This window comes from Hymenobacter sp. GOD-10R (assembly GCF_035609205.1).
In the GTDB taxonomy this organism is placed as follows: domain Bacteria; phylum Bacteroidota; class Bacteroidia; order Cytophagales; family Hymenobacteraceae; genus Hymenobacter.
This window is the reverse complement of record NZ_CP141184.1, coordinates 6,452,379-6,468,812: the sequence shown is the minus strand read 5'-3', so window position 1 is coordinate 6,468,812 and position 16,434 is coordinate 6,452,379. Positions and strand designations below refer to the sequence as shown.

At 57.8% G+C, this 16,434-nt stretch carries 5 protein-coding genes; all 5 read right to left on the bottom strand.

The annotated features are described in order from the left end of the window. Positions 1–51 precede the first annotated feature (51 nt). The 5 genes from SD425_RS25540 to SD425_RS25520 all read right to left on the bottom strand — a co-directional run bounded on the left by SD425_RS25540 (position 52) and on the right by SD425_RS25520 (position 16,358). A complete protein-coding gene (locus tag SD425_RS25540) occupies positions 52–3,210 on the bottom strand; it encodes an FG-GAP-like repeat-containing protein (protein ID WP_324673669.1) in 3,159 nt (1,052 codons plus the stop codon). Between the two features lie 116 nt (positions 3,211–3,326). Continuing rightward, positions 3,327–7,838: a beta strand repeat-containing protein gene (locus tag SD425_RS25535; protein ID WP_324673667.1), complete on the bottom strand. Its 4,512-nt coding sequence runs from the start codon at positions 7,836–7,838 to the stop codon at positions 3,327–3,329. Between the two features lie 149 nt (positions 7,839–7,987). Continuing rightward, a complete protein-coding gene (locus SD425_RS25530; RefSeq protein WP_324673665.1) occupies positions 7,988–11,137 on the bottom strand; it encodes an FG-GAP-like repeat-containing protein in 3,150 nt (1,049 codons plus the stop codon). Positions 11,138–11,186: 49 nt separating this feature from the next. Then, positions 11,187–14,303 (bottom strand): FG-GAP-like repeat-containing protein, encoded by a 3,117-nt coding sequence (locus tag SD425_RS25525; RefSeq protein WP_324673663.1) that lies wholly within the window; start codon positions 14,301–14,303, stop codon positions 11,187–11,189. Between the two features lie 303 nt (positions 14,304–14,606). Continuing rightward, complete coding sequence (locus SD425_RS25520; RefSeq protein WP_324673661.1) at positions 14,607–16,358, bottom strand: FG-GAP-like repeat-containing protein; 1,752 nt, start codon at positions 16,356–16,358, stop codon at positions 14,607–14,609. Positions 16,359–16,434 lie beyond the last annotated feature (76 nt).

The following is a 16,434-nucleotide window of genomic DNA, read 5'->3' as shown; positions in this document are numbered from 1 at the left end:
GGTGTCTGGGTGTAGGCTGGAACGGAATAAAGGAGAGGCGGTAATACAGTCTTATTCGACTACTAAGCGCTTGGTCACGAGACCTTGACTAGTCTGAAGCTGAAGGCTATAGACGCCCGCGGCGAGCTGGGCTAATGGCAGTTCTGGTGTGGCGTGCGCAGCTAGGTTCTGGGTGAGCACCACTTGCCCGAGGCTGTTCACCACGCTGATGTGTAGGCGCTGCTTAGCTAGCTCGGCAGGCAAGAGCAGGCGCACCGAGGTGTGGGCTGGGTTGGGGTAGAGGCTCACCTGCTCAGTTAGTTGGGCGGGTGCGTTAGCTAGGATAATTTTGTTCAAGCGCACACTCACCGTTTGATTAGCAGAGTTGGCCGTCAGCAGGTCCAGGGTGCCATCGCCGTCTACATCGCCGAGGGTCAGGGCAGCCGGAGCAGAACCCACCGCTATTGTTTGGCTGGCCGTGAAGGAGGCAGCGCCGTTGTTGAGGTATACCTCGGCACCGTTCGCATCTTTTCGCACAACTACCAGGTCCAGGTCTGCATCGCCATCCACATCGCCGAGGCTTACGCTCAAGGGGGCACTGGCTAATGGTAGGTTCAGGGTGCCACCGAAAATACCGTTTGTGTTCAGACGGATGCTGAGGCTGTTGCTGCTGTTTGCCGTCACTAAGTCCAGCGTGCCGTTGCCATCCAGGTCGCCCAAGGCTAGCTCGAGTGGACTACTGCTCACGGCTACCTGCTGACTGCCGCCGAAGGTGCCCAGACCATAGTTGAGGCGCACACTTACGTCAGTAGCATTAGCTGTGAGGATGTCCAGGTCGCCGTCATTGTCCACGTCGCCAACGGCTATGTCCTTGGGAAAAGGGCTGGTGGTTACCAGTACAGCGCCTCCGGTGAAGGTGCCGTCCCCATTGTTGAGGTGTACGGACGTCACGCCGGTGGCGCTGTACTGATCCAGGGGGGAGCTGGTCACTACGTCCAGGTCGCCGTCGCCATCCATGTCATTTAGGGCTAGGCCATTGCCATAGCCATTGAAGCGGACACCGTTGAGAATTTCCTGCCCGATGGCGAAAGTACCGTTCCCATTATTCAGGCGGATACTCACGGTGCCTTTGCCGGCCGTGCTTAGGCCGTTGGCCGTAGCGAAGTCTAGGTCCCCGTCGCCGTCCACATCGCCCAACACTAAGGTCAGCGGGGCTAAGCCAACAGATACTTCCAAGGTGCCGGAGAAGGTGCCACCGCCATTGTTGAGGCGTACGCTCACGCTGTTGGTGCCCTGGTTAGCCGTAAGCAAGTCGAGGTCACCATCGCCATCCACGTCGCCGGTGGCTACGCTAGCGGGGGTGCTGTTGGGGCCGCTCACCGACACCTCGGAGCCAGCACCGAAGCGGCCGGCGCTCGGGCTGGTAGCCGTAGTGAACTGAAAGACGTGGGGCGTCAGCAAAGTGAAGTTGCTGCTGGTTACTACGTCAGGCCGCACGGTGGTAAACACGGTTTCACCCGGCTTGAAGTCAGCGTTAGAGTTGAACGTGAGTGTATTATCATTTGCCGTCGCTGTACCGGCTTTCTTGCCCCCAGCTTGTTGGCTGAACACGCGTAACGCTTGCTGCGTGCCGGTTGTGTTGCTTAGAGCATAGTTAAAGCTCACGGCCACATCAGTCGTGCGGGCCACTGCGCGAGCATTGCGCGTGGGCGAAACGGCCGTAACCTGCACCGGCGTGCTCGGCGTAGCATTTTGATTCAACCGGACGCTTACATCGTTGGTGCTGTTGGGCGTGAGCAGATCTAGGTCGCCGTCGTTATCCACGTCTACTGCTATTACCCGCTGGGGGCCGGCGCTCGTCGATACATCTTGGTTGCCCGAGAAGGTGCCTGTGCCATTGTTCAGTCGTAAGGCAACGCCATTGCTATAGGATATCAGTAGATCTAGGTCGCCGTCGCCTTCGATATCGGCGGTTGCTACGCTGGTCGTGTAGCCATTCACGACCAGGTCAGGAGCAGGCGCGAAGGTGCCGTTACCGTTGTTGAGCTGCACACCTACATTGCGGGAAAAGACGGGGAAAGTAGGGGCGCCATTTCCATTCGCCGTGATAAAGTCCAGGTCGCCGTCGCCATCCACGTCGGCCGCGGCTATGTCGACGGGGGTACCGGTCACGGTCACGTAGTAGGTACCCGAAAAAGTGCCTTGGCCATTATTCAGGCGGATACTCACGGTGCTATTAGAAGGGTTGACCGTGAGCAGATCTAGGTCGCCGTCATTGTCCACATCAGCGGTGGCTAGGCTACTTGGTTGGCCGTTTACGGTCACTTCTTGGTTGCCGGAAAAGATACCCGCGCCGTTGTTCAGGCGTACACTTACGGTGTTGTCGGAGTAGGAGGAAGAGCCGGAGAGTAGGTCTAGGTCGCCATCACCGTCTATATCGCTTAAGGATACATCCGTTGCTCCGGCCTCTATCGTCTGGTTGCCCGAGAAATTGCCAGCCCCATCATTGAAGCGCACGCTCACAGTAATCGTTGTTGGGCGGAAAGGAGAGTAGTTACCAACAACTAAGTCGAGGTCGCCGTCGCCGTCGATGTCACCTAAGGCTAAGCTTCTCGCAGCCGTAAAAGCGATTGTCTGGTTGCCAGAAAAGGAACCCGTACCATCGTTGCGGCGCACACTCACGGTGTTGCTGTTAAAGTCAGCGGTAAGTAGGTCGGGGTCGCCATCGCCGTCGAGGTCGCCGCTGGCTAGGTCAACGGGTTGCACGCCCACCGGGACCTCTTGTCGGCTGATGAACGTGCCGGTACTAGGGCTAACGGCCGTGGTAAATTGAAAGATATGCGGGGTAGCGGCAGCGCCACTCGTGCTCTGCGCAGAGGCAGTAACAGTCGCAAAGACGATTTCCCCCGATTTAAAGTCAGTAGTAGGATTGAAGCTAAGGGTGTTGCCGTTAACCGTCGCTGTACCGGCTTTCTTGCCGCCGGCTTGTTGGCTGAAAACCTTTAGAGCTTGTTGGGTGCTAGCTGTGTTGCTCAGGGCTTGGCTGAAGCCTACCGTCACGTCGGTGGTACGGGGCGCTGAGCGGGCGTTGCGGGCGGGGGAGAGACTCACAACAGTTGGATTTTGCGCCTGCCCACTTGTAGCCGTCAGCAATAGCAACGCACCGATAGAGTGCCGGGCACGGGTGCAGATCAGCGCAGGCTGATTGTAAAGCGTAGTTAATAATGCCATAAAGCCTGTTAGTAGTGTGTAAAGCTGGAAGCAACTGATTAGCTCGCTTCTTCTACAAGTGCTAGAGCCCATAGGAGGCGTTAGCGCCTGTGGAAGAAGCGAGCTAACTCAAAGAGCTAGGGTTGAATGACGATTTTCTGTTGGTGCGCTTGGCCAGTTGCCGTACGCAGCGTGAGCTGGTAGAGACCAGCCGCCGAAGCAGGCGCTTCCACGGGCAGGGAGTTCACCCCAGCTTGCAAGGAGAGACGCTGCTGTAGCACTACCCGGCCGAGGCGGTCGGTGAGTGTAAGGGTTGCGGGTTGCGGCTGAGCAGCGGTATAGCTCAGCGTAAAGTGCCCGGTGCTAGGGTTCGGGAAGAGGCTCAGGGCGGAAGCGCTGGCGCTGGTAGCCGTTTGCAGCACCGCCGCACTCCGCTCGGCATATAGTCGATTCAGGCGCACACTTGCCGTACCGTCTGCGCCGTTGCCCGTCACTAGATCCACGTCGCCGTCCCCATCCAAATCACCGAAGGCAAGACTGCCTACCCCTCGGCCGACGGTAACATTTTGCCAGAAGGAGAAGCTACCCCCGCCGGTGTTGAGGCGGATGATCACCGTACTATTCTCGTTGCCGTAATCATTCTCGCTGGCAACAGCTAGGTCTAGGTCGCCATCACTATCAACGTCGCCTAGCACGGCGCTAACCAATCCACGCCAAGGAATCAGCTGGTTTTGCGTGCCCGTGAAGGTGCCGCTGCCCGTGTTTAGGCGTACACTCACGGTGCTGCTATTGATGTAGTTTGGCGTATAGTCATTGTAATTAGTTGTTACCAGGTCGAGGTCACCGTCACCGTCCAGATCCCCAAGCACGACGCTGTGCGGATTGAAGCCGACGGCTACCTCCTGGCTGCCGCTGAATGTGCCGGTGCCGTTATTCAGGCGCACACTCACGGTGGTGCCGCTGAAGCTCGGCGTGAGTAGGTCGAGGTCGCCGTCGTTGTCTACGTCACCCACAGCTAGGCTCACGGGCTGCGCGCCTACGGCTACTTCTGAGCCCCCGCTGAAGCTGCCTTGGCCATTGTTCAGGCGCACGCTCACCGAGTTGCTGCTGTAGTTGGCGGTGAGCAGGTCTAGGTCGCCGTCAGCATCTACGTCGGCTAGCGCTACGGCCGAAGGGTCGGCGCCCACGCTCACTTGCTGAGTGCCCGAGAAGCTGCCCTGCCCATTGTTCACACGCAGTTGCACAACGCCGGTACCCGTGTTGGATACTACCACGACATCGAGGTCCCCATCGCCATCTAGGTCGCCTAGTACGAGGCCGCGCGGAGTGCCGCTGATGATGATAGGCGCTCCGGGTGCAAAGCCAGCGGTGCCATTGTTGAGCTGCACGCCCTTTGCTGATACCAGGTCGAGGTCACCGTCGCCATCTACATCGCCAGTAACGACGCCGGCCACAACAACTCCTGCTTCCGTGACTCCAGCCGCTAGGTCGGAGCCGTCATAAAAGCCAGAGAAATAGCTTGTTTCCCGGCTTCGGCTTGTGGCCGCGGTAAACTGGTAAACCTGTCCGGCACCTAGGGTCTGGCCGCCGCTACCTTGCACGGCAGTGGTTACCGTGGCAAAGACCGTTTCGCCGGGCTTGAACGCAGCAGTAGGATTCACGCTGAGCGTGTTACCATTCACTGTTGCTGCGCCCGCTTTCTGTCCGCCAGCCTGCGCACTAAATATCTTTAGTGCACCTAGGGTCGCGGCCGTATTGCTGAGCGACTGGCTGAAAGTAGCGGTGATGGGGCCGGTACGCGGCGCACCTAGCCTGTTGCGCCTGGGCGCTAGCGCCGTGACCGTGAGCGGACTAGTGGTGGGTTGATTCAGCCGCACGCTTATGCGGCCTGGCGTACGAAATGCAGTTAAGTTGGCAACGAGCAAGTCCGGAGCTCCATCACCGTTGATGTCACCTGTTGTTAAACTCTGGAGTGCAGAGGCAAAAGACAGATCCTGTCCATTGCCGAAGAGGCCCGCGCCATTATTAAGGCGTACGCTCACGGTGGTGCCGTTGAACGGGGACGTGAGTAAGTCCAGGTCGCCGTCGCCATCCACGTCACTAACTTCTAGATCTTGGGGCTGCGCGGTTAATAGCACTTGCCGGCTATCACCGAAGGTGCCGTTGCCGTTGTTCAAACGCACGCTCACCGCGTTGTTGAAGCTCACAATGGTCAGTACGTCCAAGTCGCCGTCGCCATCCAAGTCACCTAGGGCAACGTCGCTGTACGTACCTGTTCCTTCGGGTAGTACCTGCCCGGCGCTTAAGCCGCCGGCACCATTGTTTAGCTGCACACTCACCGCTACGCTGGCTAGACCAGTGGTCCCGTACAGCACGCTCACCACATCTAGGTCGCCGTCACTGTCCACATCCCCGAGTACCAAGGAAGTGGCATTGCTAGCCGCAATATTTTGGCCGCTGAACGTGCCGCTCCCATTGTTAAAGTGCACGCCGTCGCTGGCCACCAGGTCTAAGTCGCCGTCGCCGTCCATGTCGCCTAGGCTCGCCTTGTTGCCTGTACCATTGATAGCAACTTCTTGCCCGCCAGCGAATACGCCGCTCCCGTTGTTGAGTCGAACACTAGCCGTGCTGGCGTTGCCTGTTACAAAGTCGAGGTCGCCGTCACCGTCTACATCGCCCAAGACTATACTGGAAGTAGCGCTACCAACGGCAACTTCTTGACTGCCGCTGAAGCTGCCGCTACCATCATTTAGGCGCACATTCACCCTATCTGGAATAGAACTAATAGTTGCCACTAGATCTAGGTCGCCGTCACCGTCTATATCGCCGACCGCTGTGGTTACAGCGCCAGCGGCCGTACTGACCTCTGAGCCGCCACTGAACACCCCGGAAGACGGGCTAGTAGCGGCCGTGAATTGGAACACATGGGGTTTGGCCGCGGCTCCGGTCGTACTTTGGGCTTGAGGCGTGATGGTCGCTTGCACCTTCTCGCCCGGTTTGAAGTCCGCGCTCGGATCAAACGTCAAGGTGTTGCCGCTTACAGTAGCGTTACCGGCCTTCTTGCCGCCGGCCTGCGAGCCGAACACCCGAATGGCTCCGAGCGTAGCCGCCGCCGTGCTCAAGGGCTGGTCGAAGGTCGCAGCGACGGACGTAGTGCGGGGCGCCGCCGACGCATTGCGAGTTGGCATTACGGCAATTACCTGTGCGGAGGCGCCAATCGTTAACAAAGTCCCGTTGCTAGCCCCCGCCGTGGTCACGACGACAACCGGCCCCGTGCTAGCCCCTGGGGGCACGATAACCGTTAACTGCGTCAGCGAATTGGGCACTAGGTTAGCCGCCGGCACCGAAACGCCATTGAAGGTCACTTCTTTGACATTCAAAAAGTTGGCACCCGTAATTACCACGCTACTTCCCACCGCGCTGCTGGTCGGCGACAGGCTGGTGATGGTAGGCAAAAGCAGGGCTTGGTTCTGATTCAGACGTATGCTAGCTGTTGCGCTACCAATGTTAGCGGTTGCCAAATCTAAGTCACCGTCGCCATCGACGTCACCGAGGGCGACGCTGTAGGGCCGCGTGCCGGTTGCCACCAGTTGATTGTTGGCGTAGATAAAGCGGCCACTGCCATTATTGAGGCACACGCTCACGGTAGTGCCGCCGGAGTTGGCGGCGACAAAATCTAGGTCCCCATCGCCATCTACGTCGCCTACCGCTACGCTATTCGGCACGCTACCGACGCCTACTTCCTGGCTGGCGCTGAAGGTCGCGCTGCCGTTATTCAGGCGCACGCTCACCGAATTATCATCGCCATTGGCGGCGACAAAATCCAGGGCACCATCACCATCTAGGTCACCCAGGGCTACACTGCGCGGATCACGCCCCACCCCTACGTTCTGGCCGCCGCCGAACGTTCCGTTCGTGTTCAGGCGCACGCTCACCGTGCGGCTGCCGTTGGTAGACGTAGCCACGAGCAAGTCGAGGTCGCCATCCTTGTCTACATCGCCCAGTGTTACTTCCTGGTTGCCATAGACGGTGGTGGTGCTACGCGGACTGCTAAAAACAGCGCGGCCATTATTCAACCAGACACTAACGCTACTCGTTTCCGTGCCACCAACAGCTAAGTCCAGGTCACCATCGCCATCTACATCACCCACCGCCACGCTGTTTAAGCTTGGGTTCATCACGCCGCTAGGGCTGGTGGTGAAGGTGTTGTTCCCGTTGTTGAGTTTCAACGTGAACCCTAGGCCGGCAGCACTGACGTTGTTGGCAATGGCTAGGTCGAGGTCTCCATCCCCATCTAAGTCGCCCACGGCCAAGCCCTGGGCACTGGCTCCTATCGGCACCTCAAACCCGGTGCTGAAGTTGGGGCTCGTACCCGTGTTCAGGCGCACGCTTACCGTGCTGCTACTCAGCGTAAGTAGGTCGAGGTCACCGTCCTTGTCGACGTCACCTAGCGCCACGCGTTGCGGATTAGTACCCACATTAGTGTCGAACCCGCCGCTAAAAAAGCCGCTGCTCGGCGTAGTGGTCGGGGCTTGTGCTAGGCTCGGTAGGCTTCCCAGCAGCAGGCTAATGATACCTAGCCCAAGGCTAATGGTCGTGTGCCTGGCAGCCAGCATCCGGCGAGCAGGCGAAAGAGTAGTAATACGCATAGAGGAACAGTTGGTGAAACAACCTGAGAGAAAGCAGTGCGCAACGATAAGACGCGTATAGACCTAGCGTCTGCCGCATGCAAAACGAGGGAGACAATAGGCGTAAAGTCATTGCGTCGTAGCGAAGCAATGACTTCTATAGCAATAGGCTACTCCACAGCTAAGCGCTTGATGATCATGCCTTGGCTGGTTTGGAGTTGGAGGTTATAGAGGCCAGCGGCTAGGTGCGGTAGAGCTAGCTCGGGCGTAGCCTGAGCTGCTAGGGTTTGGATTAACACTACTTGGCCGAGGGCGTTGAGCACACGCACCTGCACGCGCTGCTTGGCTAGCTCGGCGGGCAAGCGCAGACGCACCGACGTATGCGCCGGGTTAGGGTAGAGGCTCACCTGCTCAGTTAGTTGGGCGGGTGCGTTAGCTAGGATAATTTTGTTCAAGCGCACGCTCACCGTTTGATTAGCAGAGTTGGCCGTCAGCAGGTCCAGGGCGCCATCGCCGTCTACATCGCCGAGGGTCAGGGCAGCCGGAGCAGAACCCACCGCTATTGTTTGGCTGGCCGTGAAGGAGGCAGCGCCGTTGTTGAGGTATACCTCGGCACCGTTCGCATCTTTTCGCACAACTACCAGGTCCAGGTCTGCATCGCCATCCACGTCGCCGAGGCTTACCCCCAAGGGGGCGCTGGCTAGGGCTAGGTTCAGGGTGCCGCCGAAAATACCGTTCGTGTTCAGGCGGATGCTGAGGCTATTACTGTTGGCTGTCACCAGGTCTAGTGTGCCATTGCCATCTAAGTCGCCCAGTGCCAGCTTAATGGGCTTGGTGCCCACAGTTACCACCAGCTGAGTGGAGAAGGTGCCCAGACCATTATTCAGGCGCAGGGCCACAAAGTTGTTGCTGTAGCCAGTCGTCAGCAGGTCTAGGTCGCCGTCGTTGTCCACATCGCCTACGGCTACGTCCTTGGGCGAAGGCTCTACAATGGTTACTTGGGCACCGTTGCTAAAGGTGCCATCCCCATTATTGAGCCGTATGCTCGTCGCGGCACCACCAGTAGTAGTATCGATTGGGTAAGTAGTCACGAGGTCCAGGTCGCCGTCGCCGTCCATATCATTAAGGGATAAGCCATTGGGGTCGCCCGTGAAGCGCCCGTCAGTAGTTAGCTCTGGTCCGTTGAAGAAGGTCCCATCACCCTTATTCAGGCGGATACTTATGGTGCCATTGCTGGTGGTGTTCAGTCCATTAGTAGTAGCAAAATCCAGGTCGCCGTCGCCGTCCAGGTCCCCTAGGGCTAGGTTCAGCGGTGCGGAGCTCACGGCTACTTCCTGGTTGCCGCTGAAGCTGCCACTGCCATTGTTCAGACGTACGCTCACGCTGTTGGCGCCCTGGTTGGCCGTCAGCAGATCCAGGTCACCGTCGCCATCTACGTCGCCGGTGGCTACGCTAGCAGGATTGCTGTTGGGGTTGCTCACCGGCACTTCCGAACCCGCCCCGAAGCGGCCGGCGCTCGGGCTGGTAGCGGTGGTAAACTGAAAGACATGAGGCGTAAGCAACGCGAAATTGCTGGTCGTCACAACATCGTACTTCACCGTCGCAAACACGGTTTCGCCGGCTTTGAAGTCCGTGTTCGGGTTGAAAGCTAGGGTGTTCCCATTCACAGTTGCTGTGCCAGCTTGCTTGCCCCCACGTTGCGCGCTAAATACTTGCAGCGCGCTTTGGGTAGCGGCCGTGTTGCTCAAGGCATAGTTGAAGCTCACAGCCACATCGGTGTTGCGCGGAGCCGAGCGGGCATTGCGCGCGGGCAAAACAGCGCTAACTCGCACCGGCGTGCTCGGCACAGCATTCTGATTCAGCCGTACGCTCACATCGTTGCTGCTGATGCCATTGAGCGTGAGCAGGTCTAGGTCACTGTCCCCATCTAAATCCACCGCCACTATCCTGTTCGGATTAACGCCGGTTGTTACCTCCTGGCCGTTAGAGAAGGTGCCCGCCCCATTGTTTAGGCGGACGCTCACGCCGGTGCTATAGGCTATGAATAAATCAAGGTCGCCGTCGCCCTCCACGTCAGCAGCGGTTATGTCGTAGGCGTAGTTGTTCACGCCGAGGTTTAGAGCCGGTGAGAAGGTGCCGCTCCCATTGTTCAGCTGCACACTCGCGTTGGTATTGGAGTTGGGTGACAGGCCATTACCATTCGCGGTAATCAAATCCAGGTCGCCGTCGCTGTCCACGTCGGCCGTGACAATACCGACAGGCCCTCCACTCACGGTCACGTAGTAGGTGCCCGAAAAAGTGCCCAGGCCATTGTTCAGGCGGATACTCACGGTGTTATTCTGCGGACTGGTCGTGAGCAGGTCCAGGTCCCCATCGCTGTCAATATCAGCGACGGCTAGGTCATAGGTCGAGCCGTTAACCGCTACCTCTTGGCTGCCCGAAAAAGTACCCAGGCCGTCATTAACACGCACGCTGGCTGTAGCGCCGCCCGCGGCGAGCAGGTCCAAGTCGCCGTCCCCGTCGATGTCATTTAGTGCCAGATTCAACGCTCCTCGCACTGCTACTTCCTGATTGCCAGCGAAGTTGCCGGTACCATCATTGAAAAGCACGTTGACTTTCAAGCTGGTAGACGAAGCGTAGTTGCCAAGTACCAAGTCTAGGTCGCCATCGGCATCTAGGTCACCTAGGGCAATACCGTAAGTAGGAGCGATGGGCAATGTTTGCTTGCCGGAGAAAGAGCCCGTGCCATCGTTCAGGCGCACACTGACGAATTCAGAGCTAGTGGCAAGCAGGTCGAGGTCGCCATCCCCGTCGATGTCGCCCGTCGCGATACCGGACGGGCGGATGCCCACGGGTAGCTCTTGTCGGCTGGCAAACGTGCCGCTACTATGGCTAACTGCCGTGGTAAACTGAAAAACATTCGGGGTAGCCGCCGTGCCACTTGTACTCTGGGCACCCGCCGTTACCGTCGCAAACACCGTTTCGCCCGCTTTGAAGTCCGTAGTTGGATTGAAGCTGAGCGTGTTGCCGCTGACGGTAGCCGTGCCTGCTTTTTTGCCGCCGCTTTGCTGACTGAAGACCTTCAGGGCACCTAGGGTAGCCGCGTTGTTGCTTAAGGCTTGACTGAAACCTACACTCACGTCGGTGGTGCGCGGGGCCGAGCGGGCATTGCGCGCGGGCGAGAGGCTGGTGACCGTGGGGGCTTGTGCGTGCGCTGCTCCTGCTACGAAGAAGAGGCTACCTAGACAAAATAAACGCACGAAGCCAGCTCCTGCCTGGCGCGCAGCCAAGCAGGAAGAACGCGTACTAGAAAGAATCATGGTGCTATGGTATAGGGAGGAACAGATCGATGCGGAAAGGAATAAGAGGCTACTCTACTGCCAGACGTTTAACTATTATGCCTTTGTTGGTTTGAAGCTGAAGGGTATAGAGGCCAGCAGCTAGGTGCGGTAGGGCTAGCTCGGGCGTAGCTTGAGTTGCTAAGGTTTGGGTCAGTACGACTTGGCTGAGGGCGTTGAGCACACGCACTTGCAAGCGCTGCTGGGCTAGCTCGGTGGGCAGGCGCAGATGCACCATGCTGTGGGCCGGATTGGGGTACACGCTCACTTGCTCGGCAAGCTGCGCGGGCGCAGTAGCCAGCACGGTCTTGTTCAAGCGCACGCTCACCGTCTGGCTGGTGTAGTTGGCGGCTAGCAGGTCTAGGGTACCATCGTTATCCACATCGCCGAGGGCTACACTGTAAGGCGACTGGCCCACTGGCAGAAACTGACTAGGCGAGAAGATGGCAGTACCATTATTGAAGTATACATCCGCACCGTTAGCATTACGGCTCACATCCACCACGTCGAGGTCGCCGTCACCATCCACGTCGCCTAGGGCAGGGTCAGTGATTCCGCCCAGCTGCGTAATGGATTGAACCACGTTAAAAGCGCCAGTGCCATTTCCTAGCCGCACCCCAAGGTTGTTACCATTTTCAAAAGTGACAAAGTCGAGATAACCATCCGCGTTTAGGTCACCGGGCAGGACAGTTCCGCCACCAGAAACTTGTTCACCGGAGGTCGCAAAGGTGCCCTTGCCATTGTTGAGCCGTACACTCACGGTGCTCGAACTAGCTGCCAGCAGATCGAGGTCACCGTCATTGTCGATGTCGCCCAGTGCTATTTCGTAGGGCAACGGTGGCGTGGTCACCTGCTGCGTTACCGTGAAGCTGGCGCTACCATTATTAAGGAGTACTCCTACCAAACCGTTGTTGGTGTTCGTGCTGTTCGGCAAATAACTTGTGAGCAGATCTAGGTCGCCGTCGCCGTCCACGTCGCCGGCGACCAGGCCATTGCCCGCGCCGTTGGAGCGGTAACCCGTCGTGATGGTAGTCGTGCCGCTGAAGGTGCCGCTGCCGTTGTTCAGGCGAATGCTCACCGTGCCGGTGCTACCTAGACCATTGGCCGTGGCAAAATCTAGGTCGCCGTCCCCGTCGAGGTTGGCCAACACGATGGCTAGAGTCGCGCTGGCCACCGGCACGCTTTGGTTACTGGCGTAGGAGCCACTGCCGTTGTTTAGCAGCACACTCACGCTGCCGCCGAAGTTAGCGGTGAGAATATCCAGGTCGCCGTCCCCGTCTACATCGCCGGTAGCTAGGTTATAGGGGTTGCTGTTCGGGTCTACCGGAAAGTCAGGACCCTGGTTGAAGCGCCCCGTGCTCGGGCTGGTAGCGGTAGTAAATTGAAAAACCTGTGGGGTCGCCAACGCTGCCCCGTTGCTACTCTGGGCGCCCGCGGTCAGCGTGGCTAGTACTGTTTCGCCCGCTTTGAAGTCGGTGCTAGGGTTGAAGGCTAAGGTGTTACCATTTACCGCAGCCGTGCCCGCTTTCTTGCCGCCGCTCTGATGGCTGAATACTTTCAGCGAACCTAGGGTGACGGCATTATTAGCCAAAGGCTGATTGAAGGTCGCGGCCACATCGGTGCTGCGCGGGGCCGAGCGGGCATTGCGCACTGGCAAGATGGTGCTGACCGCTAAGTCTTGGTTCAGGCGGATGCTAATAGCTCGATAAAAAGAGGAGCTGCAAGTGGCAACGGCATCTAGGCTTCCATCGCCATTCATATCACCTACCGCTAGGCTGATAGGGCCATCGGGGATGCTGGCGTTGCGACTGTTGCCAAAAATGCCGGTACCATCATTCAAGCGGATGGCCATGATGTTTAAGCCTTCGGCCGTAACCAAATCTAGGTCGCCGTCGCCGTCCATGTCATTGAGAGACAAGGCCATAACCCTGTTGGCAGCAAGTTGCTGCGCGCTTGAGAAAGTGCCTGTCCCGTCGTTGCGGTGGATGTTCAGCGTATTAGCGCGAGTTCCGCTACCGGTAGCGACAAAATCTAGGTCACCATCGGCATCCACGTCGCCAAAAGCTAGCTTGGAGTAGCTGCTCATCGCCAGTTCCGAGCCCTTGCTAAAATTGGCCTTGCCGTCGTTTAAGAGTACACTCACCGTGTTGTCGCCGTTAGCGCTGATGAGGTCTAAATCGCCGTCGCCGTCGAGGTCACGTGCCGCAACAAATTGAGGGCTGTTAACGCCTGTTGTTATTTCCGTGGTACCGTCAAAGGTGCCGTTGCCATCGTTCAGGCGTACACTCAATCGGTTGCTGGCAATGACAAAATCTAGGTCGCCGTCGCCATCTAGGTCGCCAACGGCTAGACTATTAGGAAAGGGACCCACCACGACATCTTGGGTGCCGCTGAAGTTGCCATTGCCGTCATTCTTTCGGATGCTCACGGTGCTGGCCGTGATGTTGTTGCGCGAGTTGCCGGTGAGTAAATCCAGGTCGCCGTCGCCATCCACGTCGGCTAGGATGTTGGCAAAAGGATTGGTGCCCACGCGTACGTCCTGCGCATCCGTGAAGTAGCCGTTGCCGGCGTTCAAACGCACCACCACGACCCCCGGAATTGGGTCGCTGGTGCCGTAGCACGATACAATATCCAGGTCGCCGTCTCCATCTAGGTCGCCTAGTGCCACGTCGCGGTTGTCAAATTGTAGCCCTAGCTCCAAACCGCCCGCCAGTATGCCCGTGCTGGGTGAAGTAGCGGTAGTGAATTCAAAGACGTGCGGGGTAATTGCCGTGCCGCTGGTGCTTTGTGCACCTGCGGTGACGGTGGCGAAAACCGTTTCCCCTGCTTTAAAGTCGGCGCTAGGGTTGAAGGTGAGCGTATTACCGCTCACGGTAGCTATACCCGCTTTTTTACCTCCAGCCTGCGCACTGAACACTTTGAGGGCGCCTTGCGTGGCGGCCGTGTTGCTTAGCGTCTGGCTAAAGCCCACCACCACATCGGTCGTGCGTGGCGCTGAGCGGGCGTTGCGGGCTGGCGTGAGGTTGGTAACGGTAGGAGCTTGAGCATAAACACTATTCGCCGTGAGGAGCAGTGCTGCGCTCAGTCCTAACCAAGATTTTTGAATGATAGAACCACGATGAAGTGTGAAAGTAGGTGTTCGGATCATAGCTAGCTTAATTAGAAAGGTGATGTCGGTTGTGTCAGATTATCAGAGCAGTAGACGGGAACAAGGTAGGTTTTGTTTCCGCAGAAGACTATGTGTTCTTGAAAAGTTAATATTCGTGTGGCTTTAACACTGAGAGTAGAGGCGCGTTTTTGATTGGGTTGGGGCTGCCTAAAACGAAGACGAGTGCCGCCTGCTAGCAGGCGGCACTCGTCGGATTGCTGTTGGAAAGCGAAGGGGTATACTCCTAGGTAGTACTCGAAGCTGTTCTTGAAAGGCAAGAAGAACAGCTAGGTTAAGCTAAGCTTACTCAATGACGAGAAGCTTTGATACCAAGCCCTTTGCTGTGCGCAACTGCACGCTGTACACGCCGGCCGTGAGTTGTGGCAACGCCACTTCTGAAACGGCTTGAGTCGCTAGCGTTTGCGAGAGCACCACCTGGCCTAGGGCGTTCACCACGTCCATTTGCACGCGCTGGGTGGCTAGCTCAGCGGGCAAGAGCACGTGCACGGCGGCATGCGTCGGGTTGGGATACACGCTGACTTTTTGCGCCAATTTAGCCGGTGCATTGGCTAGCGTCACTTGGTTTAGGCGCACGCTCAAGGTGGAGCCAGTGAAGCTGTTGGCCGTGACGAAATCCAGGTCGCCGTCGTTATCTACATCACCCAGGGTGATACCGCCCAAGGTGCCATTGCTACCGACGCTAACGGTTTGCTGGCTACTGGCGAAGGTGCCGTTGCCGTTGTTGAGGCGCACGTCAACGGCCTTTGCGTCGTAGTTGCCGGTGAGCAGGTCGAAGTCGCCGTCGCCATCCACGTCACCTAGGGCGAGCGTCTGCGCCCGCGGAACCGGTACAGCCTGCCCTTCGCTGAAAAGGCCCCGGCTGTTGTTTAGCAGTACGCTCACGGAGTTGGCGCCACCGCGGGAAACCACCAAGTCGAGGTCGGTATCACCATCAACATCACCCATGGCGATATCCGCAATATATACCGTAATAGGTAGTTGCTGGCCGAGGCTGAAGGAGTTCGGTCCGTTGTTCAAATACACGTACACGGCGCTGCTCGTGTAGGTAGTATTGTTGAGGAGGTAGTTGGCGACCACAACATCGAGGTCCCCATCGTTGTCGACATCACCTAGCAGGATTCTGGTGTTGTTCGAGGGGGAAGAGCCGATTGGCTGCGAAGTGCTGCTGAATGTGCCGGTGCCATTGTTGGTTAAGATGAACACCAGTCCCCCGTTCCCCGAAGTTACGAGGTCAAGGTCGCCGTCGCCGTCCATATCGCCCGCGGCCGTTTTATAAACCGTGTTAAACAAGCCACCTAGCTCCTGACTAACGCTGAACACACCGTTGCCGTTGTTCAAGCGGATGGTCACTCCTGGGTTAGGGTTGTTATAGCTCGATGGCGTTACGAGGTCTAGGTCGCCGTCGCTGTCCACATCCGCCATGGTTGGGTTGGTGGTATTCGGAATCTGCTGGCTGACCGCAAACACGCCGCTGCCGTTGTTGAGGCTGATGCTCAGCGTCGACGATTCGCTGATGGTCGTTAGCACGTCTAGGTCGCTGTCGCCATCAATATCTGCCAAGATGACTTCTAAGGGCGTGGAGCCGACTACTACTTCGGAACCGCCGCCAAACTTGCCGGGACTGGGCACTACGGCTGTTGTGAACTGGAAAACCTGCGGTTGAGCTAGGTTCTGGTTGTTGCTCTGCACGCCCGTTGTCACGGTGGCAAATACGGTTTCGCCCGCTTTAAAATCCGTGGTTGGGTTGAAGCTGAGCGTGCTGCCGCTCACAGTACTTAGCCCCGCCTTTTTCCCGCCAGCTCTTTGGCTGAATACTTTTAGCGCTTGTTGCGTGCTTGTGGTGTTGTTCAAGGCTTGGCTGAAGCCGACTGTGACGTTGGTAGCGCGTGGCGCCGACCGAGCATTGCGGGCCGGCACCAGACTAGTGATAATCGGGGCCTGCGCGTTGGCTGTTTCGGTGCCTACTGCTAGCAGCAGAGTTACTCCCGCTATCAAAGAAGTTGACCTAGGGAAAAGCGTAAGGAATGTTGCCATGAGGAAAGAAGGGTGGGATGGATTGGTTTGAATGGTAAGTGCTAAATATTAGCTGAATAGGTTCTTCTAGAATACA

Excerpts from the sequence above, each read along its gene's own strand:
- SD425_RS25525 (WP_324673663.1), bottom strand. The coding sequence starts at position 14,303 with ATGATCCGAACACCTACTTTCACACTTCATCGTGGTTCTATCATTCAA.
- SD425_RS25530 (WP_324673665.1), bottom strand. The coding sequence starts at position 11,137 with ATGATTCTTTCTAGTACGCGTTCTTCCTGCTTGGCTGCGCGCCAGGCA.
- SD425_RS25540 (WP_324673669.1), bottom strand. The coding sequence starts at position 3,210 with ATGGCATTATTAACTACGCTTTACAATCAGCCTGCGCTGATCTGCACC.
- SD425_RS25520 (WP_324673661.1), bottom strand. The coding sequence starts at position 16,358 with ATGGCAACATTCCTTACGCTTTTCCCTAGGTCAACTTCTTTGATAGCG.
- SD425_RS25535 (WP_324673667.1), bottom strand. The coding sequence starts at position 7,838 with ATGCGTATTACTACTCTTTCGCCTGCTCGCCGGATGCTGGCTGCCAGG.